This window comes from Isoptericola variabilis, assembly GCF_050311655.1.
Taxonomy (GTDB): Bacteria; Actinomycetota; Actinomycetes; order Actinomycetales; family Cellulomonadaceae; genus Isoptericola; species Isoptericola variabilis.
Map to the genome: position 1 here is coordinate 176,804 of NZ_JBNOZM010000004.1, position 18,736 is coordinate 195,539.

The window sequence follows — 18,736 nt, forward strand, 5'->3', positions numbered from 1 at the left end:
GGCCGCAGGGTACGACGGCGCTCGGGGCCGGCGACGCCCCGTCCCACCGAGTTGTCAGGGCCAGGGGTGGGTATACGTGACCCTGGCCCTGACAACTCGGGTCAGACGGCGGGGCGCGGCTCGACGAGGCGGGCCAGCAGCTCGACCAGCAGCCGCTCGACCAGCGGCGCGGGCAGCGCCTCGACGAGCGCCAGCAGCGGCGCCATGGGCCCGACGCCGGGCCCGACGCCGGGCTCGGCGTCGGTGTCGGCGTCCGGGCCGCCGCCGACGCCGCCGAGCCCGATGCCGTCCAGGAGCGCCGCGGCCGTCGCGGAGTCGAGGGACGCGCCGGGGTCGAGGGGCGGGAGGGCGCCAAGCAGGGTGCCGGCGTCGGGCCGGGGGAGTCCGCGCACCTCGTCGGCGGCCGCGCGCAGCACGGGCACCAGCTCGCCCAGCACACCCTCGGTGACCGGCGTGACCGTGAGGTGCGTGGTGTGCGGCAGGCGCGTGCCGTCGGCCTGGTCCAGCCCGGGCTGCGCCTGGAGCACCCAGCCGCGCCGCGCGACGGCGTCGGCCCACAGGTGCGGGTCGACGCGGCGGGCCTCCGGGACGGACTCGTCGGTGGCGACCGCCAGCAGCGGCCCGACGGGGGAGCCGACGACGCGCAGCCCGTCGATCCCGGCTCCGTCGACGGCGTCGCGCAGCGCGAGGGTGGCTCGCCGGGCGCGCCCGGCGAGCGTCGCGAGCCCGTCCGTGCCGAGGGCCTGCAGGATCGCCCACGCGGCGGCGAGCGGCCCGCCCGACCGGGAGCCGAGCAGCGTCGGGTTCACCACGGGGTAGCCGGGCCAGCGGGTGGTGGCGAAGTACTGCGCCCGCTGCCGGTCGCGGTCGCGGTGCAGCAGCACGGACGCGCCCTTGGGGGCGAACGCGTACTTGTGCAGGTCGGCGCTCACGCTGGTCACGCCGGGCACGCGCAGGTCCCACGCGGGCAGCCCCGGCCAGAACGGCAGGGCGAAGCCGCCGATGCACGCGTCGACGTGCACGGGCACCCCCTGGGCGGCCGCGAGCGCGGCGACGTCGGCCACCGGGTCGGCGGCGGCGTGCGGGTAGGACGGCGCGGACACGACGACGAGCGCGACGTCGGACGCGCCCTCGAGGCCAGCGGTCAGGCGTGCGCCGAGCGTCGCGGCGTCGACGGCGCCCGCCGTCGGGCCGTCGGCGGTGACGGGCACGAGGTCGAGCTCCAGCCCGTAGAGGTGCGCGGCCTTCTGGAACGCGGCGTGCACCGTGACGGGAGCGACCAGCCTCGGTCGTGCCTCGCCCGGCCGCAGGCCGCGGGCGGCCAGCCACGTGTCCCGCGCCGACTGCACGGCGAGCAGACAGCTCTCCGTGCCGCCGCTGGTCACCGTGCCGACCGTGTCGGCATCGCCGCCGAGCAGGTCGCGCGAGAACGCGACGACGTCGCGCTCCAGGGCGGCCACCGAGCCGAACGTGGTGGGGTCGAGACCGTTGACCGGCTGCATCGCGCGGGCCGCGTCGCCGGCGAGCGCGTCGAGCTCCGGGACGCCCGGGTCGTACACGTAGCTGAGCACCCGGCCGCCGTGGGTGGGCGCGTCGCGGTGGCGCAGGGCGGCCAGCGCGGCGAGCACGGCGGCCGGGTCCTGGGCGAGGTCGAACGGGCCGTCGAGCGCGTCGGCGGGCGGGGCGGGGCGGTTCACGGGACCTCCTGGGTTCGAGGAGAGGCGTCGTCGACGTCGTGGCGGCGCAGCGGGTAGCGGCCGAGGGGCAGCAGGCTCGCGGCGACGAGCAGCGCGGGCAGGAGGCTGAACGACGCGACGATGCCGAGCACGGCGGCGGTGGGCTGGACGACGCTCTGCCCTCCCGTGGACTCCACGTAGCCGGTGGCGGCGAGCACCACCGTCAGCAGGGTGGTGCCGAGCGCCATGCCGGTCGTCTCGCCCGCGGTCCAGACGCCGCCGAAGGCGCCGGCCCGGTCGGTGCGGGTCTCGCGGGCGTCGTGCGCGATGACGTCGGGCAGCATCGCCATCGGCAGCGACTGCATGCCCGCGTACGCGGCGCCCGCCAGGGCCACGGGCCCGTACACCCAGGCGCCCGGCGCCCAGGCGAGGGGGAGCAGCGCGAGCGCCGCCACGGCGAACAGCGCCGACGCCAGCCGGAACGCGCGCTCCTTGCCGACCCGGCGCGCGATCACGCCCCACGCCGGGGTCACGACGAGCGCCGGCCCGACCAGGGCGACGAACAGGAACGTCACGGCGGCGGTGTCGTCCAGCACCCAGGTCGCGACGTACTGGGCGCCCGCGAGCATGGCGCCCGTGGCGAGCGCCTGCAGCACGAAGGTGCCGAGCAGCGTGCGGAACGGGCGGCTCGAGCGCAGCAGCGCGAGTCCCTCGCGGTAGTGCGCGGCGAGCCGGGCCCGCGCGGGGACGGGCCGGGGCGGGGCGGGCGGACCCGCGGACGCCTCGACCGTCGACGCGACGAGCAGCGCCGCCCCCAGCGCGAGGGACGCCGCCACGGCCATCAGCAGGTAGCCGAGGCGCTCGTCGTCGCCCCCGAGCACGCGCAGCGCGGGCCCGCCCCCGCCGAACAGCAGGATCGCGGCGGTGAGCACCACGACCCGCGCGGTGAGCAGGCGGGTGCGGGCGTCGTACGTGTCCGCGAGCTCGGCGGGCAGGGCGATGTACGGCACCTGGAACAGGCTGAACGCGGTCGCGGCCGCGAGGAACGCGAGCAGCACCCAGGTCGCGGCGCCCGCGGCCCCGAGGCCGGCCGGCACGGCGAACGTCAGGGTGAAGAACACCGGCAGGGCGAGCCCGCCCACCACCATGAGGCGACGACGACGGCCCGTGCGGGCGCGCTCGCGGTCGCTGGCCGCGCCGATCAGCGGGTCGATGACGACGTCCCACACCTTCGCCGCGGTGACCAGCAGCCCGGCGAGCCCGGCCGCGACCCCGAGGGTGTCGGTGAGGTAGAAGACCAGCACCAGCCCGGGCAGCGTCGCGAACCCGCCGGTGCCGACGGACCCGACGGCGTACCGGGCGACCGTGCCCCTGCGCAGCGTCATGACGCGGGATCGTAGCGGCCCGGGAATGCGGCGGGCCCCGCCGTCCTTGTGCCTGGTGTGACCCAGGCGACGAACTCTGCCCCGGCCGGCCAGGCGCTCGGCTCCCTCGACCTCGCCGGAGCGCCGCTCGTGCTCGGCGGCAACGTGTTCGGCTGGACGGCGGACGACGCGGCGTCCTTCGCGGTCCTCGACGCGTTCGCCGACGCCGGCGGCCGCATGGTCGACACCGCCGACGGCTACTCCGCGTGGGTGCCCGGCAACTCCGGCGGCGAGAGCGAGGCGACGATCGGGCGCTGGCTGGCGCGCACGGGCCGCCGCGACGACGTGCTGGTCGCGACCAAGGTGTCCACGCACCCGGAGTACCGCGGGCTGGCCGCGCCGACCGTGCGCGCGGCGGCGGAGGCGTCGCTGAAGCGACTCGGAACCGACCGCATCGACCTGTACTACGCGCACTTCGACGACGCCGACACGCCGATCGAGGAGACCGCCGCGGCATTCTCCGCGCTCGTGGACGACGGCCTCGTGCGCGAGATCGGCGTCTCCAACTACGCGCCCGAGCGGATCGACGAGTGGTTCGCCGCCGTCGCCGCCGGCGGGCTGCACCGCCCCGTGGCGCTGCAGCCGCACTACAACCTCGTGGAGCGCGGGTTCGAGGGCACCCTGCGCCCGGCCGCCGAGCGCCACGGGCTCGGGGTGCTGCCGTACTACGCGCTCGCCTCCGGCTTCCTCGCGGGCGGCTACCGCGACGGCGAGGCGCCCGACAGCCCGCGCGCCCAGGGCGCGGCGCGCTACCTCGACGACCGCGGGCGGCGCGTGCTGGCCGCGCTCGACGACGTCGCCGCCGCCCACGACGTGCCCGTCGCGACCGTGGCGCTGGCCTGGCTGCGCGAGCAGCCGACCGTCGTGGCGCCAGTCGCCAGCGCCCGGCACACGGGCCAGCTCGGCGCCCTGCTGCGCTCGATGTCCCTGGAGCTCACCCCCGACGAGCTCGCCCGGCTGGACGGCGCCTCGTCCTGAGCCCACACCCGAAGGCGTGGGACGCGGGCGGCCGTCGGTGAGAATGGGCGCATGCCCGAGCACACCGACCCGTCGCCGCACGCCCTCGAGGACGACCTGTTCGCGTCGGCGCGCCGTCTGCGCTGGACGACCGACGGCGTAGCGGCCCTGCTCTCGCTGGTGCCGGCCGTCGGGGCGGTCCTGCTGCTGCACTACGGCGCGCGCGAGTGGAACCTCGTGCGGTGGGAGTGCGCCGCCGCGAGCTGCGCCTCCGACGACGTCGCCTCGGTGACCCCGGTCCTGGGCGGCGGGCTCCTCCTGCTCGCCGCGCTGATGAGCCGGCGCGCCACCCGCCGGGCGTCGTTCGGGCTGGCCCTCGCGGCCGCGGCGGGCGCCCTCCTGTGGGGGTGGCACGACGCCGTCGCGCAGCACCTCGCGACCCCGGAGCAGGTGCACGTGCGGATCGTCCTCGGCTGGGTGGCCGTCGGGCTCGGCCTCGTCGCCGCGGTCGTCGGGCTGGCGCGGGGGCCGGTGCCGCCGCGCCCCGCCCCCGCGCCGTCCCCGGGGCCTTCGGACGCCACGTCTCCGGGTGGGCCGGCCGACGTCGTCGACCGGCTCGAACGCCTGGAGGCCCTGCACGCCGCCGGGTCCCTCACCGACGCCGAGTACGCCGGCGCCAAGGCGCGGGTGCTGTCCGGCGGCTGATCGGGGGTCAGTCCTCGAGCGGCCCGAGGATCGCCTGCGCCACGGTGGAGTGCGCCGACTCGTCGTCGCTGGGGTGGAAGATGCCGGCCAGCACGTCGCGGTAGAGGCGGCCGAGCTCGGAGCGGTTGAAGTACGTCGACCCGCCGGAGCAGCGGATCGCCTCGTCCACCACCTGCCGCGCCGTCTCCGTGACGCGCACCTTGAGGCCCGCCGTCGAGCGGAAGAAACCGGCACCTGATCCGGATCGCACGTCCACCTGCGCGTCGACTTCGCCCGCGACCATGTCCAGCTGCGGCCACAGGCCGTCCAGCGCAAGGGCGGCGGTGGCGATGCGCCAGCGGATGTCCGGGTCCTGCGCGTAGGCCTTGCCGGTCTTCATCGAGCGCCGCTTGTTCACCGTCTCGACGGCGAGCGCCAGCGCGCGGTCGGCGATGCCGAGGTACACGGACGCGAGCAGGATCTCGAACGACGTGAAGATGCCCAGCACGTACGGGTCGAGGCTGGGGCCGGGCGCGATGCGGCGCAGCACCCGCTCGGCGGGCGCGTGCGCGCCGTCGAGCACGGTGGTGCAGGACTGCGACGCCCGCATGCCGAGCGTGTCCCAGTCGTCCTTGATCTCGAAGCCGCCGCCGTCGCGGGTGACGAAGGCGTGCACGATGCGCGGGTCGTCGGGGTCGGTGGTGTCGTCGAGCCCCATGACGCCGAGGCGGGTCCAGCCGGGGGAGTTGGACGTGAAGATCTTCGTCCCGTGGAAGGAGTACCCGCCGTCGCCGTCGGGACGCGCCTCGGTACGCGAGCCGAGCAGCACGAGGTCGTTGCCCGCCTCGGAGTAGCCGAAGCCGAAGACCTCGCCGCGCGCCGTCTCCTCGAGCAGCCAGTCGAGGGTGTGGTCGCCGCGCTCGTGCAGGAACCGGGCGACACCCACCCAGACGTGGTGCATGTTCACCGCGAGAGCGGTGGCCGGCGCGGCGCCGGCGAGCCGCGCCTGCTCGCGCGCGGCCTCCCGCAGCGTCAGGCCGGCGCCGCCGAGGTGCTCGGGCACCATCGCCTGCAGGTAGCCCGCGGCCTTGAGGTCGGCGAGGTCGTCGGCGAAGAACGCGTTCTCGCGGTCGTACGTCGCCGCGCGGCCGCGAACGGTCTCCAGGAGCTCGTCGGTGAGGATCTGGCGGGGGGCGGAGAAGGGCGACGGCGCGGCGTCCGGCGAGGTCACAGGCATGACCTCACCGTACGCCGCGCCGCCGCCCGGCTGCGCGCGATCAGACGACGCCGGCGGCGGTCGCCTCCTCCGGCTGCGGCAGCAGCCGGCGCAGCACGTCCGCGAGCGTGACGACGCCGAGCGTACGCCCGTCGCGACGCACCAGCGCGAGCTGCTCGCCCGCCTCCCGCAGCAGCGAGATCGCGGCGTGCACGGTGGTCGACGCGTCGAGCACGAACGGCGCGCGCGCCACCGGCGCCACGGGGGCGTCGTCGGCGAGCACCAGGGTGTCGCGCACGTGCACGACGCCGGTCACCTCGCCGTCGGGCCCGTCGCCGTCCACCCCGTCCGTGCCGCCGTCGCGCAGCAGGATGCGCAGGTGGCCGGACGTCACGGACGCGGCGCGCACGTCGGCGGCGGTCGCGTCCGCGGCGACGGCGGTGGGGCGCGCCCCCGGCGGCACCAGCGCGTCGACGGTGAGCGTCTCGAGCTCGAGCGCCCCGGCGATCTGCGTGGAGTACGCGGCGTCGAGCGCGCCGACGTTCGCCGAGTGCTCCACGAGGTGGCGCAGCGTCGCCGGGTCGTGGCCCGCCTCGATGTGGTCCACCGGCTCCACGCCGACGGCCCGCAGGCAGCGGTTGGCCAGCGCGTTGAGCCAGCGCAGCACGGGCCGGGTGAGCCACATGAACGCCCGCATCGGCAGGGCGAGCAGCGTGGCGGACGCCTCGGGGTGCGCGATGGCCCACGACTTGGGCGCCATCTCACCGACCACGAGGTGCAGGAACGTCACGAGGATCAGCGCGAGCACGAAGCCCGCGACGTCGGCCACCCAGTACGGCGCGCCCCACGCCGCGAACAGCGGCGTGAGCCAGTGGTGCACCGCCGGCTTGGTCACCGCGCCGAGCGCCAGGGTGCACGCCGTGATGCCGAGCTGGGAGCCCGCCAGCAGCAGCGTGAGCTCCGACGAGCTGCGCAGCGCCGCCCGTGCGGACCGGCTGCGGGGTGCGGCGTCCTCCAGGCGGTGGCGGCGCGCCCCCAGCAGGGCGAACTCCACGGCCACGAAGAACGCGCTGAGCGCGATGATGACGACGGTCGCGGCGACGACCACCCAGGGGTTGCTCATCGGTCGTCCTCCGTCGACGTCGTGGCGCCCGCCTGGTCGGCGGCCTCCTGCGGGCCCTCGACCAGCCGCACGCGCACCAGGTGGGGCACGTGCCGCTCGACGGAGATCACGTCGACCTCGATCCGCCGGGCGACGGGCTCGTCGTGCACGAGGTCCGCCGGGTCGGGCGGCAGCTCGACGGTGACGGTGTCGCCCGCGCGGGGCAGCGCGCCGGTCTGGGCGATGAGCAGCCCGGCGACGGTCTCGTGGTCGCCGCGCGGCAGGTCGTGGCCGATGGCGCGCTCCGCCTCGTCGAGGTGGACGTCGCCGCCCATCACCCACGCGCCGTCCTCCTCGGCCGTCACGGTGACCGGCAGGGCGGGGTCGTGCTCGTCGGTGATCTCGCCGACGAGCTCCTCGGCGAGGTCCTCGAGCGTGAGGACGCCGGCGAAGCCGCCGTACTCGTCGACGACGACGGCGAGCTGGTTGCGGGTGCGCGTCAGCTCGGTGAGGGCGTCCGGCAGGCCCATGAGGGTGGGCAGCACGGTGACCGGGCGCATGAGCTCGGTGACGGGCGCGGCGTCGCCGAGGCCGGTCCGCAGCAGGTCGGTGAGCTGGACCACGCCGAGCGCGCGGTCCTCGTCGTCCACCACCGGGTAGCGGGAGTGGCCGCCGGCCATGAGCGTGCGCAGCTCGCCCACCGTGAGGGCGGGGTCGACGGTGCCGACGCGCGAGCGCGGGATCATGGCGTGCTCGACGTCGTGCTGCGGGAAGTCGAGGATGCGGTCCAGCAGCACCGACAGGTCGTCGGGCAGGTCGCCGCTCTCGCGGGAGTCCGCGACGATGTGCTCGAGGTCGCGGGCGGTGGCGGAGTGCTCGACGTCGTGCACCGGCTCGATGCGCAGCAGTCGCAGCAGGGCGTTCGACGCCTTGTCGAAGACGGCGATGAGCCAGCCGAGCACCGTGAGGTACGCCGTCGTCGAGCCGGCCAGGCGCAGCGCCGTGGGCTCCGGCCGCGCGATCGCGAGGTTCTTCGGGAACAGCTCGCCGAAGAGCATCTGCACCAGCGTCGAGACGACGAGGGCTGCGACCGTGCCGACGGCCACTCCGACGCCGGTCGGGACGCCGACGCCGCCGAGCAGGGTGCCCAGCGCGTCGCCCACCAGCGGCTCGGCCACGTACCCCACCAGCAGGCCGGTCACCGTGATGCCCAGCTGGGCGCCCGAGAGGACGAAGGACGTGCGGCGCGTGACGGCGAGCGCCCGCTGCGCGGTCGCGTCACCGGCCTCCGCGCGGGCGGCGAGCCGGGAGCGGTCCACGGTCATGTAGGCGAACTCCTGGGCGACGAAGTACGCCGTCGCCGCGGTGATCACGAGGATCACCAGGATGCCGAGGAGGAGGGAGAGGACGGCGGTCACCGGTGGCGCACCGCCTCGGGGTCGACGGGAGCCGGGGGCTGCGGGCCCGGACTATGACTGGGGTCGTCGGCGGGCGCGGCCGTGTCGTCGGCCGCGGGCGCCACGATGGTGTTCGTGTCGTTCGTGGTGTCCACGTTCGCCCCAACGACGCTCTCGCGCCATCGGTTCCCGGCGCTACGCTCCCTGCCACACGGTCGACGAGGACCGTGCCGCACGAAGGGACCGCCATGTCCGAGACCAGCGCCGACGCCGACGTCGACACCACCATCGACCGTTCCGTCATCCGCAGCCCGCACCCCGACGTCGAGATCCCCGACGTCAGCCTCTACGACTTCCTCTTCGCGTCGCTCGACGACGGCGACCGCGGTCGCGTGGCCCTCGTCGACGGCCCGAGCGGCGCCACGACCACGTACGGCGAGCTGCGCGACCGCGTGGACGCGATCGCCGGGGCGTTCGCCGCCCGGGGCCTGGGCCTGGGCGACGTGGTGGCCCTGCACAGCCCCAACGTGCCCGCGTTCGTCGCCGTCTTCCACGGCCTGCTGCGGGCCGGCATCACGGTGACGACGATCAACGCGCTCGCGTCCGGGCGCGAGGTCGCCAAGCAGCTCGGGTCGTCGGGGGCGAAGGCGCTCGTGACCGTGTCCGCGCTGCTGCCCGCGGCCGAGGCCGGCGCCGACGCGGTCGGGATGGCGGCCGCGGACGTCGTCGTGCTCGACGGCGCGGACGGGCACCCGTCGCTCGGCGAGCTCCTCGCGGGCGGCCACGCGGCGCCCGACGTCACCTTCGACCCGCGCACGCACCTCGCCGTGCTGCCGTACTCGTCGGGCACGACCGGGCTGCCGAAGGGCGTCATGCTCACCCACCGCAACCTCGTGGCGAACGTGCTGCAGACGGACGCGTACGTGCCGCTCGCCGCCGACGACGTCGTCCCTGCCGTCCTGCCGTTCTTCCACATCTACGGCATGACGGTGCTGATGAACGGCGCGATCTACCAGCGCTCCACGCTGGTCACGTTGCCGCGGTTCGACCTCGCCGAGTACCTGCGGGTCGTGGAGCAGCACCGCGCCACCGTGCTGTTCGTCGCGCCGCCCATCGCGCTGGCGCTCGCCAAGCACCCCGCGGCGGCCGACCGGGACCTGTCCAGCGTGCGGATCCTCATGTCGGGGGCCGCGCCGTTCGACGAGCACCTGGCGGAGGCCGTCGCCGGACGGCTGCCGGGCACCCGGGTGCTGCAGGGCTACGGGATGTCGGAGATGTCCCCGGTCTCGCACGTCATCCCCGTCGGCCGTAGGGACATCTCCCCGGGCACCGTCGGGCTGCTGGTGCCGAACATGCTCGCCCGCGTCGTCGACCCGGCGACGGGCGAGGCGATCGCGCAGCCCGAGCACGGCGTCAGCGCTCCCGGCGAGCTGCTGTGCGCCGGCCCGAACGTCATGGTCGGGTACCTCGCGGACGAGCAGGCCACCCGCGACACGCTCGAACCGGACGGTTTCCTGCACACCGGCGACATCGTGACGGTCGACGCCGGCGGCGCGTTCACCGTCGTCGACCGCCTCAAGGAGCTCATCAAGCACAAGGGCTACCAGGTGGCGCCCGCCGAGCTGGAGGCGCTGCTGCTCACGCACCCGGAGATCGCCGACGCGGCGGTGATCGGCGTGCCCGACCCGGAGTCGGGGGAGGTGCCGAAGGCGTTCGTCGTGCGGGTCGAGGGCAGCGCGCTGACGACGGTGGACGTGCAGGACTTCGTCGCCGAGCAGGTCGCCCCGTACAAGAAGGTCCGGGTCGTGGAGTTCGTCGACGCGGTGCCGAAGTCCGCCGCGGGCAAGATCCTGCGCAAGGAGCTCCGCGCCCGGTGATCCGGTCCGGGCGGCGGGGACGGGTCCGGTAGGTTGGGCGGCGATGTCCGACGCCACCACCGCTCCCTCGACGAGCCCCGTTCCCGCCGTCCCGACCGCGGGTGACGGCACCCCGCGCAAGACCCGCGTCGCCGTGCTGTTCGGCGGCCGCTCGGGCGAGCACGCCATCTCCGCGTCCACCGCGGCCGGGGTGCTGCGCGCGATCGACCGCGACCGCTACGACGTCGTGCCCGTGGGCATCACGCGCGAGGGCCGCTGGGTGATCGCCGCCGACGACCCGGAGCGGTGGCAGATCACCGACGGCCGCCTCCCGGAGGTGACCGCCGACTCGGGCGCCGAGGTCGTGCTCTCGCTCACCCAGGGCGAGCGCACGCTGCGCGTGCTGGAGCCGGGCCAGGTGCCCGCGCTGCTCGGCGAGGTCGACGTCGTCTTCCCGCTGCTGCACGGCCCGTTCGGCGAGGACGGCACGGTGCAGGGTCTGCTGGAGCTGTCGGACGTGCACTACGTCGGCGCGGGCGTGCTCGCCTCGGCGGTCGGCATGGACAAGCACTTCATGAAGCTCGTGCTCGCCGGGCAGGGCCTCGCCGTCGGCCCGTACGTCGTGATCCGGCCCCGGGACTGGGAGCGGGACCGCGCCGCGTGCGTCGCCGCCGTCGAGCCGCTCGGCCTGCCGCTGTTCGTCAAGCCCGCGCGCGCGGGCTCGTCGCTCGGGATCACGCGCGTGGACGACCTGGCCGACCTGCCCGCCGCCGTCGAGGCCGCGCGCCAGCACGACCCCAAGGTGGTCGTGGAGGCCGGGATCGACGGCCGCGAGATCGAGTGTGCCGTGCTCGGCGGGCACGACGGCGCGCGGGCGCGGGCGTCGCTGCCGGGCGAGATCGTCGTCGACCACGACAGCCACGCGTTCTACGACTTCGAGGCCAAGTACCTCGACGAGGCGCACGTCGACCTCCGCTGCCCGGCCGACCTGCCGCAGCCCGTCATCGACGAGATCCGCGAGGTCGCGGTGCGCACGTTCGAGGCCGTCGAGGCCGAGGGGCTGTCCCGCGTGGACGTCTTCGTCACCCCGGACGAGCGGGTGATCGTCAACGAGATCAACACCATGCCCGGGTTCACGCCGTTCTCGATGTACCCGCGCATGTGGGAGGCGTCGGGCGTGACCTACCCCGAGCTCGTCGACGAGCTCATCCAGCTCGCCCTGGAGCGGCCCACCGGCCTGCGCTGACCGCGTCCTGCCCGGCGCGTCAGGGCACGACCAGCGCGCCGAGCTCGCCCGGCGCGTGCGCGACCTCCCACAGGAACCTGTCGGGGTCGGTGAAGTACCCGGAGTAGCCGCCCCACTCCCGCCGCACGCCGTCGCGCACGGTCGGGGCACCTGCCCGCCGCGCGTCCTCGAGCACGGCGTCCACCGCGGCGGGGCCGGCGACGTTGTGCGCGAGGGTGAGCGGCGCGGTGCCGCCGCGCACGACCGGGCCGATCTCCTCCGTCGCGTGCTCCTCGTCCCACAGCGACAGCACGAGGTGCTGCCCCACCTGGAACATCAGCACCTCGCCGGGGGCCTCGAGGAGGGGTTCCCAGCCCAGGCCGTCCACGTAGAAGCGGCGCGTGGCGGCGAGGTCGGCGACGACGAGGGTGACGAGGCTCAGGCGCTGGTCCATCCCGTCACCGTGCCACGAGGCCCCGACACGCGCCTCGGCGAGCGTCTCGGCAGCCGCGTCAGCTGCCCTGTGCGGTCAGCTGCACTGGGCGGTCGGCGGCACGTTGCTCACGGCCTGCGCGAGGTCGCCGATGAACGACGTGGAGTGGCTCTCGGTGACCGACGGCGGCACGACGACCTCGACGGCGGGCTCGCGGCCGTAGGTGGTGAACCGCCAGGTCCCGTCGTCGCCGGCCTCGACGATCCAGTCGACGGCGCCGGCCGGTGCCTCGACCCGCTGGCAGTCGGGCGACGGCCCGGGGGGCGTCACGCCGCACCGGAGGGTCACGGCGGCCCCCGGCTCGCCCCAGGCGGCGGTGGCCTGGGCGTTGGTCTTCGCCTTGTCGAGGTCGCCCGCGAGCACGTCGGGCAGCGCCAGCATGACGGGCGCGCAGTCCGGGTTCGCGGCGTCTTCCGCGGGCGTGGCGCCGATCGTGGTGGCGCACGCCGCCAGCGGGAGGACGAGCGCGCCCAGCGCGGCGGCGCGGGCGGCACGGGACGACATCAGGGCACGACGGGACACGGCGCCCACGCTACCGGGCGGGACGAGCCCGCCGACCGCCTACAGTCGTCCCGTGACCGACGCCACCCGCCCCCTCGTGCGCGACCTGTCCGAGGAGGACCTGCTCGCCCGGATCTTCCCCCTGCTGCCCGCCGCGTCGGCGACCCTGCTCGGTCCGGGCGACGACGCGGCCGTGGTGGCGGCCCCCGACGCGCGGTTCGTCGTCACCACGGACGTGCTCGTCGAGGACCGGCACTTCCGCCGGCGCTGGTCGGGCGGGTACGACGTCGGGGCGCGGGCGGCGACGGCCAACCTCGCGGACGTCGCCGCGATGGGCGCCCGTCCGACCTCGCTGGTCGTCTCGCTCGTGGTGCCGGGGGACCTGCCGGTCGACTGGGTGACCGGGCTGGCGCGCGGGCTGGCGGACGTGTCCGCGCCGGTCGGGGCGGGCGTCGTCGGCGGGGACCTCTCGGGCGGCGAGACGGTGGTCGTGGCGGTCACGGCGCACGGCGACCTCGAGGGGCGCGCGCCGGTGACGCGGGCCGGCGCCCGACCGGGCGACGTGCTGGCCTACGCCGGGCACCGCGGTCTCTCGGCGGCGGGGCTCGCGCTGCTCGACGCCGGCGCGGCGCGCCCCGCGGACGCGACGGCGGTCGACGACGCGGGGGTCGGGGCCTGCGTGGCCGGCTACCTGCGCCCGGCGGCGCCCCTCGCCGCCGGGCCGGCGGCGGCTCGGAGCGGGGCGACCGCGATGCTCGACGTCTCGGACGGGCTGCTGCGCGACGCGGGCCGGCTGGCGCGCGCGAGCGGCGTGGGCGTCGACGTGGAGTCCGCCGCGCTGGCCACCGACGTCGCGCGGCTGCTGCCCGCCGCCCGGGCGCTGGGCCTCGGCGGCGACGACGCGGCCCTCGCGGCGCGGGGCTGGGCGCTCACCGGGGGAGAGGACCACGGCCTGCTCGCCGCGTTCCCGCCCGGCGTCGCGCTGCCGGAGGCCTTCCGGCGGGTGGGGACGGTGCGGCCCGGGCCGGCCGCCGTCACGGTCGACGGCGCGGAGCCCGCCGGCCCCGGCGGGTGGGACCACTTCGGCGGCTGACGGACCCAGCCGCTCAGCCGCGGCGGTAGCGGACCTCGGTGACGGGGGTGTCGCCGATGTCGTCCATGCGCTCGACGCCGTCCGCCTGGAAGCCGTGGCGGCGGTAGAAGTGCTGCGCGCGCTCGTTCTGCGCCAGCACCCAGAGCGACATCGGCACGCCGTCGGGGACGTCCGCGAGGACGGTCCGCATGAGGTCGCGGGCGACGCCACGCCCCCAGGACTCGGGGTCGAGATAGATCGCGTAGAGCTCGAGGTCGCCGTCCTCGGCGTCCTCGTCGCGCGAGGGGCCGTAGCTGGCGAAGCCCAGCAGGCGCCCGTCGCCCTCGGCGACGAGCGTCGTGCGGGTGCCCTCGTCGAGGATCTTCTGCCACTGGGCGGCGCGCTCGGTCGCGTCGAGGGAGTCGAGGTACTCGGCCGGCAGCACGCTCGCGTAGGCGCCCTTCCACGAGGTGAGGTGCACCTGAGCGATCCGCCCGGCGTCGGTCACGGCGGCGGGCCGGATCTCCACGTCGCTGTCGGTCTGCACGATCATCTGCCCAGGGTGCCACGCGGGCGGTGCCTCGGCCAAGGCCGTTTGGTGAATCCTTCACGAATTCTTTGCCGGTGGCCGCGGGCGACCGGTGCGCGGGGCGACCGGCGTCGTCGACCCCCCGTCACCCGTGCCTGGGGACGACGAGACGCCCGCCGGGAAGTTCCCGACGGGCGTCTCGTGAAGCGTCGATGCACCGGGCGTGCCCGGTGCGCAGGCTCAGGCCTGGCGCGTGACCTTGCCCGCCTTGAGGCAGGAGGTGCAGACGTTCACACGCTTGGGGGTGCCCGCGACCACGGCACGGACGCGCTGGATGTTCGGGTTCCAGCGGCGCTTCGTGCGGATGTGGGAGTGCGAGATGCTGTGCCCGAAGCCCGGGCCCTTGCCGCAGACGTCGCAGTTGGCAGCCACGGTCTCTCCTGAATCGTCGTGACACGACCCGCGCCAGGGCAGCAGGACGTGAAGCTTGGTGGTTGGGGGAGCCCGGAACCAGCCGGGCAACCACACGAGGATAGCCGATCACGGGAGTGCCCCTCAACGTGGGTTGTCTCACCGCTACGGTGGGGGCGTGCCCCAGCCCGAGCTCCTCGACGCCGCCGTCGTCCGCGCCTGGCTGAGCACCGCCGCTCGCGCCCTGGCCGAGGCCCGGGCCGAGATCGACCGCGTGAACGTCTTCCCGGTGGCCGACGGCGACACCGGGACCAACATGTATCTCACCATCCGCGACGCCGCGGCGGCCGTCCGCACCGCCCCGCCCGAGGCCGGCGGCGGTCGCCTGCTGCGGCTGGCCGCGCGGGCCGCGCTGCTCGGCGCGCGGGGGAACTCGGGGGTGATCCTCAGCGAGTGGCTGCGCGGCCTGACGGTCGCGGCCACGCGCGGCGACAGCCTCGCCATCGCGCTCGACGTCGCGGCCCGGACCGCGCGGCACGCCGTCGCGCACCCGGCGCCCGGCACCATCCTCACGGCGGCGGAGTCCGCCGCGGCGGCGGCCCGGCACGCCGAGGCCGGCGGGATGGTCGGGCCGGCCGGAGCCCCGGCGCGCCTGTCCACGACGGACGCCGCGTGCCGCGGCGCGCGGGAGGCGGCCCTGCGCAGCGTGGGCGCGCTGGAGCCGCTGCGTGCGGCCGGGGTCCTCGACGCCGGCGCGTGCGGGCTCGTGCTGGTGCTGCGGTCGCTGGCGGCGGCGCAGCGGGCCGTCGCGGAGGCGGGGCTCGAGGACGTGTCGGAGGCGGACGGCAGCATCGGCCCCGTGCTGCTGGACATCGACCTGCGCGGCCACGCCGCCCCCGTCGCCCGTGCCGCGGGCGACGCCGCGCCCGGCCGCGGCCCGGGGCCGGCCGGGTCTCCCGAGGCAGGCCTGCAGGCCCACGACCACGAGCACGGTGGGGACCCGGAGGACGACGTCGAGCTCATGTTCGTGCTGGAGCGCTCCGCCGCCGCCGCGAACTTCAGCCCCGGTGCGGTCGCGGACGCGCTGCGGGCGGACCTCGACGACGTCGGGAGCTCGGTCGTCGTGGTGGGCGGCGCGGCCGACGGCGCGGGCGGCGCCGACGACGCCGACCGCTCCCTGTGGCAGGCCCACGTGCACACCGCCGACCTCGGCGCGGCCCTGGACGTGGCGCGGCGCTGGGCCTCCCGGGGTGCCGTGTCGCGGGTCTCCGTGCGCCACCTCGCCGTGCCGCCCGACCGGTGGGCCGTGGTCGTGACGACCGCGGCGCCGGCGCTGGCCGCCGAGCTCGCGCGCGGGGGCGCCGTCGTGGTGCTGGACCTGGACGTGCCGCCGACGGCCGACGACCTGGCCGCCGCGGCCCTCGGGGCGGGCGCCCCGCACGTGCTCGTCCTCGCGCCCGAGGCGCTGCACGGGGCGACCACGGGTATCGACGCCGGCGCCGGGCCCGCGGACGGCCCGGGCTCGGCGCCGGAGGTCGTGCGCGTCGTCGCGCCCGGGGACGTGCACCTCGTGGCCGGCACCTCCGCGCTCGCCGCGGCGCTCGACGACCCCCGGGAGGGGGACGCGGACGTCGCCGCCGCCGTCGGGGCGGTGGTCGCCGGGCTGCGGGTCGACGGCGGGCCGGCGGCCACGGTCGGAGCGGTCCTCGAGCGGCTCGTGGCCGGCACGCCGGCGGCGATCGTCACCCTGCTGCCCGACGACGACGTGCCCGACGCCGCGGTCGAGGAGCTGGCGGCGCTCGCCGCCGCGGCCGCCGACGGCGCGGACGTCGTCGTGATGCGCACGGGCCGGCCCGGCGACCACGTGGCGATCGGCGTCGAGCCGCTCGACGACGCGGAGGAGGCGCGCGCATGACCGGGCGCGAGGGCGAGGCGCTCACGAAGGTGCTCGGCGCCCGCAGCGCGGGGCCGCTGGCCAAGCTGGGACTCGTCACCGTCGGCGACCTGCTGCGCCACTACCCGCGCCGGTACGGCGACCCCGGCACGCTCACGGACATGGACCGGCTGGCGCTCGGCGAGCACGTCACCGTGATGGCGCGGGTGGCGCGCGCGACCGTGCGGACCATGCGCTCGCGCGCGGGTGCCATGCTGTCGGCGGTCGTCACCGACGGCCGGCACGAGCTCGCGCTGACGTTCTTCGCCAAGCGTGCCGGCGCGCTGCGGCCGCACGAGGACAAGCTGCGGCCCGGGCGGGTGGGGCTGTTCACCGGGGTGGTCAGCGAGTACCGGGGCACGCGCCAGCTCACCCACCCGGACTACGTGCTCGTGGGCGTCGACGCGGACGACGCCGAGGCGGCGATGTTCGAGGCGAGCCGCCCGATCCCCATCTACCCCGCGTCGTCCTCGGTGCCCTCCTGGCGCATCCAGCGCGCCGTGCGCACGGTGCTCGACCCGCTCACGGCGGAGGACGTCGAGGACCCCGTGCCGGACGAGGTCCGTGCCCGGCACGGGCTGCCGAGCCGGCTCGACGCCCTGCGCGCGATCCACCACCCCGTCGACCAGCGCGCGTGGCAGCAGGCGCGCCACCGGTTCCGGTTCGAGGAGGCCTTCGTGCTGCAGGCCGCGCTCGCGCAGCGCCGGGCGCGCGCCGCGGAGCAGGAGGCCACCGCACGCCCCCTGCGCGGCCCCGGGGAGCCGAGCCTGCTCGCCGACTTCGACGCCGGCCTGCCGTTCACCCTGACCGACGGCCAGCGCGCGGTGGGCGAGGACCTGGCGCAGGAGCTCGCCCAGGCCCGGCCCATGCAGCGGCTGCTCCAGGGCGAGGTGGGCTCCGGCAAGACGGTCGTGGCGCTGCGGGCCATGCTCCAGGTGGTCGACGCCGGCGGCCAGGCCGCGCTCCTGGCGCCCACCGAGGTGCTCGCGGCGCAGCACGCCCGCACGCTGCGGTCCCTGCTCGGGCCGCTGGCCGAGGGCGGCCTGCTGGGCGGGGCCGCGCACGGCACCAGGGTCGCGCTGCTCACCGGCTCGCTCGGCGTGGCCGCCCGCAAGGAGGCGCTGCTGCAGGCGGCGAGCGGCGAGGCGGGGATCGTCGTGGGCACGCACGCGCTGCTGGGCGAGCAGGTGCAGTTCGCGGACCTGGGCCTGGTCGTCGTCGACGAGCAGCACCGGTTCGGCGTCGAGCAGCGGGACGCGCTGCGCGCCAAGGGGCGGGTGGCCCCGCACGTGCTCGTCATGACGGCCACGCCCATCCCCCGCACCGTCGCGATGACGGTCTTCGGGGACCTGGAGACGTCGTCGCTCACGCAGGTGCCCGCCGGGCGCGCGGGGATCACGTCGCACGTCGTGCCCGCGGGCAACCCGCGCTGGATGGAGCGCACGTGGGCGCGCGTGCGCGAGGAGGTCGACAAGGGGCACCGCGCGTACGTCGTGTGCCCGCGGATCCACCCCGACGACGACCTCCCCGCCGGCGGCGGCGCGGTGGCGAAGGACTTCGACGACGTCCCCGACCTGCTCGAGCTCATGGACGGCGACGCGTCCGGGGCGAGCGACCGCCCGCCCCTGCGCGCGGTGCTCGAGGTGGCGGACATGCTGCGCGAGACGCCGGCGCTCGCGGGCCTCGACGTCGGTGTGCTGCATGGCCAGATGCCGGCCGCGGACAAGGAGTCCGCCATGGCACGGTTCGCCGCCGGCGAGCTGCAGGTGCTGGTCTCCACGACGGTGATCGAGGTGGGCGTGGACGTGCCCGAGGCCACGGTCATGGTCGTCTTCGACGCCGACCGGTTCGGGCTGTCCCAGCTGCACCAGCTGCGCGGGCGGGTCGGCCGCGGCGCCGCGCCGGGGCTGTGCCTCCTCGTCTCGACGGCGCAGCCCGGCACGCCCGCGGCGACCCGGGTCGAGGCGCTCGCGGAGACCACCGACGGCTTCCGGCTCGCCACCCTGGACCTCGAGCTGCGCTCCGAGGGCGACGTGCTCGGGGCCGCGCAGTCCGGGCGGTCCAGCTCCCTGCGCCTGCTGCGCGTCGTGCAGGACGCCGACCTCATCGCCGACGCCCGGCGCGAGGCGAGCGACGTCGTCGAGGCCGACGTCGAGCTCGGCTTCCACCCTGCGTTGCGCGCCGCCATCGAGGCGCAGCTCGACGACGAGCAGGAGGAGTTCCTCGAGCGGGCGTGACGGTCGTCGACGACGACGCGTGA

Annotated in this window: 17 protein-coding genes; 7 read left to right on the forward strand and 10 right to left on the reverse strand. The window is 76.3% G+C overall.

What is annotated here, in order from left to right; all coding sequences use genetic code 11:
- Positions 1–101: 101 nt before the first annotated feature.
- Together ACQP60_RS10615 and ACQP60_RS10620 are read right to left on the reverse strand one after the other, a co-directional pair.
- On the reverse strand, positions 102–1,697 hold the full coding sequence (locus ACQP60_RS10615) for a pyridoxal phosphate-dependent decarboxylase family protein (protein ID WP_429731887.1): 1,596 nt from the start codon (positions 1,695–1,697) through the stop codon (positions 102–104).
- The gene (locus ACQP60_RS10620; protein WP_429731890.1) at positions 1,694–3,061 is read right to left on the reverse strand and encodes an MFS transporter; all 1,368 of its coding nucleotides are present in this window, start codon (positions 3,059–3,061) and stop codon (positions 1,694–1,696) included. Before ACQP60_RS10620 ends, ACQP60_RS10615 begins: the two co-directional genes overlap by 4 nt.
- Positions 3,062–3,118: 57 nt before the next feature.
- Here ACQP60_RS10620 and ACQP60_RS10625 point away from each other — a divergent pair, with 57 nt between their 5' ends.
- Both ACQP60_RS10625 and ACQP60_RS10630 read left to right on the forward strand, forming a co-directional pair.
- Entirely contained in the window at positions 3,119–4,078 is a 960-nt protein-coding gene (locus tag ACQP60_RS10625; protein WP_429731893.1) for an aldo/keto reductase, read from the forward strand.
- A gap of 51 nt (positions 4,079–4,129) precedes the next feature.
- Entirely contained in the window at positions 4,130–4,762 is a 633-nt protein-coding gene (locus ACQP60_RS10630) for a hypothetical protein (protein ID WP_429731896.1), read from the forward strand.
- 7 nt (positions 4,763–4,769) lie between these two features.
- Here the strand turns inward: ACQP60_RS10630 and ACQP60_RS10635 are convergent, their stop codons facing one another.
- Genes ACQP60_RS10635 through ACQP60_RS10650 form a run of 4 tightly spaced genes read right to left on the reverse strand, consistent with a single transcriptional unit; the run spans position 4,770 to position 8,611 of the window.
- The gene (locus ACQP60_RS10635; RefSeq protein ID WP_429731899.1) at positions 4,770–5,978 is read right to left on the reverse strand and encodes an acyl-CoA dehydrogenase family protein; all 1,209 of its coding nucleotides are present in this window, start codon (positions 5,976–5,978) and stop codon (positions 4,770–4,772) included.
- 40 nt (positions 5,979–6,018) lie between these two features.
- The gene (locus ACQP60_RS10640; RefSeq protein WP_429731902.1) at positions 6,019–7,080 is read right to left on the reverse strand and encodes a CNNM domain-containing protein; all 1,062 of its coding nucleotides are present in this window, start codon (positions 7,078–7,080) and stop codon (positions 6,019–6,021) included.
- A complete protein-coding gene (locus ACQP60_RS10645; protein ID WP_429731905.1) occupies positions 7,077–8,477 on the reverse strand; it encodes a hemolysin family protein in 1,401 nt (466 codons plus the stop codon). The genes ACQP60_RS10640 and ACQP60_RS10645 overlap by 4 nt, the downstream gene beginning before the upstream one ends.
- Positions 8,474–8,611, reverse strand: coding sequence for a hypothetical protein (locus tag ACQP60_RS10650; protein WP_429731908.1), 138 nt, complete (start codon positions 8,609–8,611; stop codon positions 8,474–8,476). Before ACQP60_RS10650 ends, ACQP60_RS10645 begins: the two co-directional genes overlap by 4 nt.
- 93 nt (positions 8,612–8,704) lie before the next feature.
- Between ACQP60_RS10650 and ACQP60_RS10655 the strand changes: the two genes are divergently transcribed.
- Positions 8,705–10,333: an AMP-binding protein gene (locus ACQP60_RS10655; protein WP_429731911.1), complete on the forward strand. Its 1,629-nt coding sequence runs from the start codon at positions 8,705–8,707 to the stop codon at positions 10,331–10,333.
- Between the two features lie 43 nt (positions 10,334–10,376).
- Complete coding sequence (locus ACQP60_RS10660) at positions 10,377–11,558, forward strand: D-alanine--D-alanine ligase family protein (protein ID WP_429731913.1); 1,182 nt, start codon at positions 10,377–10,379, stop codon at positions 11,556–11,558.
- Positions 11,559–11,577: 19 nt separating this feature from the next.
- Here the strand turns inward: ACQP60_RS10660 and ACQP60_RS10665 are convergent, their stop codons facing one another.
- A complete protein-coding gene (locus ACQP60_RS10665; protein ID WP_429731916.1) occupies positions 11,578–11,991 on the reverse strand; it encodes a VOC family protein in 414 nt (137 codons plus the stop codon).
- 75 nt (positions 11,992–12,066) lie between these two features.
- Positions 12,067–12,552: a DUF3515 family protein gene (locus ACQP60_RS10670; protein ID WP_429731919.1), complete on the reverse strand. Its 486-nt coding sequence runs from the start codon at positions 12,550–12,552 to the stop codon at positions 12,067–12,069.
- Between the two features lie 52 nt (positions 12,553–12,604).
- Here ACQP60_RS10670 and ACQP60_RS10675 point away from each other — a divergent pair, with 52 nt between their 5' ends.
- Complete coding sequence (locus ACQP60_RS10675) at positions 12,605–13,624, forward strand: thiamine-phosphate kinase (RefSeq protein WP_429731922.1); 1,020 nt, start codon at positions 12,605–12,607, stop codon at positions 13,622–13,624.
- Positions 13,625–13,637: 13 nt separating this feature from the next.
- Here ACQP60_RS10675 and ACQP60_RS10680 read toward each other — a convergent pair whose 3' ends face one another.
- The gene (locus tag ACQP60_RS10680) at positions 13,638–14,156 is read right to left on the reverse strand and encodes a GNAT family N-acetyltransferase (protein ID WP_429731925.1); all 519 of its coding nucleotides are present in this window, start codon (positions 14,154–14,156) and stop codon (positions 13,638–13,640) included.
- Positions 14,157–14,372: 216 nt separating this feature from the next.
- On the reverse strand, positions 14,373–14,564 hold the full coding sequence (gene rpmB / locus ACQP60_RS10685; protein ID WP_069984843.1) for a 50S ribosomal protein L28: 192 nt from the start codon (positions 14,562–14,564) through the stop codon (positions 14,373–14,375).
- Positions 14,565–14,721: 157 nt separating this feature from the next.
- On the opposite strand from rpmB, the gene ACQP60_RS10690 reads away from it, so the two are divergent.
- The gene (locus tag ACQP60_RS10690; RefSeq protein ID WP_429731928.1) at positions 14,722–16,458 is read left to right on the forward strand and encodes a DAK2 domain-containing protein; all 1,737 of its coding nucleotides are present in this window, start codon (positions 14,722–14,724) and stop codon (positions 16,456–16,458) included.
- Positions 16,455–18,713, forward strand: a complete 2,259-nt coding sequence (locus tag ACQP60_RS10695; RefSeq protein WP_429731931.1) for an ATP-dependent DNA helicase RecG — start codon at positions 16,455–16,457, stop codon at positions 18,711–18,713. The genes ACQP60_RS10690 and ACQP60_RS10695 overlap by 4 nt, the downstream gene beginning before the upstream one ends.
- The last annotated feature ends 23 nt before the right edge of the window (positions 18,714–18,736 follow it).

Bases quoted from the DNA above. Each gene is read 5' to 3' on its own strand.
- ACQP60_RS10620 (WP_429731890.1), bottom strand. From the start codon at position 3,061: ATGACGCTGCGCAGGGGCACGGTCGCCCGGTACGCCGTCGGGTCCGTC.
- ACQP60_RS10630 (WP_429731896.1), top strand. From the start codon at position 4,130: ATGCCCGAGCACACCGACCCGTCGCCGCACGCCCTCGAGGACGACCTG.
- ACQP60_RS10635 (WP_429731899.1), bottom strand. From the start codon at position 5,978: ATGCCTGTGACCTCGCCGGACGCCGCGCCGTCGCCCTTCTCCGCCCCC.
- ACQP60_RS10640 (WP_429731902.1), bottom strand. From the start codon at position 7,080: ATGAGCAACCCCTGGGTGGTCGTCGCCGCGACCGTCGTCATCATCGCG.
- ACQP60_RS10655 (WP_429731911.1), top strand. From the start codon at position 8,705: ATGTCCGAGACCAGCGCCGACGCCGACGTCGACACCACCATCGACCGT.
- ACQP60_RS10660 (WP_429731913.1), top strand. From the start codon at position 10,377: ATGTCCGACGCCACCACCGCTCCCTCGACGAGCCCCGTTCCCGCCGTC.
- ACQP60_RS10665 (WP_429731916.1), bottom strand. From the start codon at position 11,991: ATGGACCAGCGCCTGAGCCTCGTCACCCTCGTCGTCGCCGACCTCGCC.
- ACQP60_RS10680 (WP_429731925.1), bottom strand. From the start codon at position 14,156: ATGATCGTGCAGACCGACAGCGACGTGGAGATCCGGCCCGCCGCCGTG.
- ACQP60_RS10695 (WP_429731931.1), top strand. From the start codon at position 16,455: ATGACCGGGCGCGAGGGCGAGGCGCTCACGAAGGTGCTCGGCGCCCGC.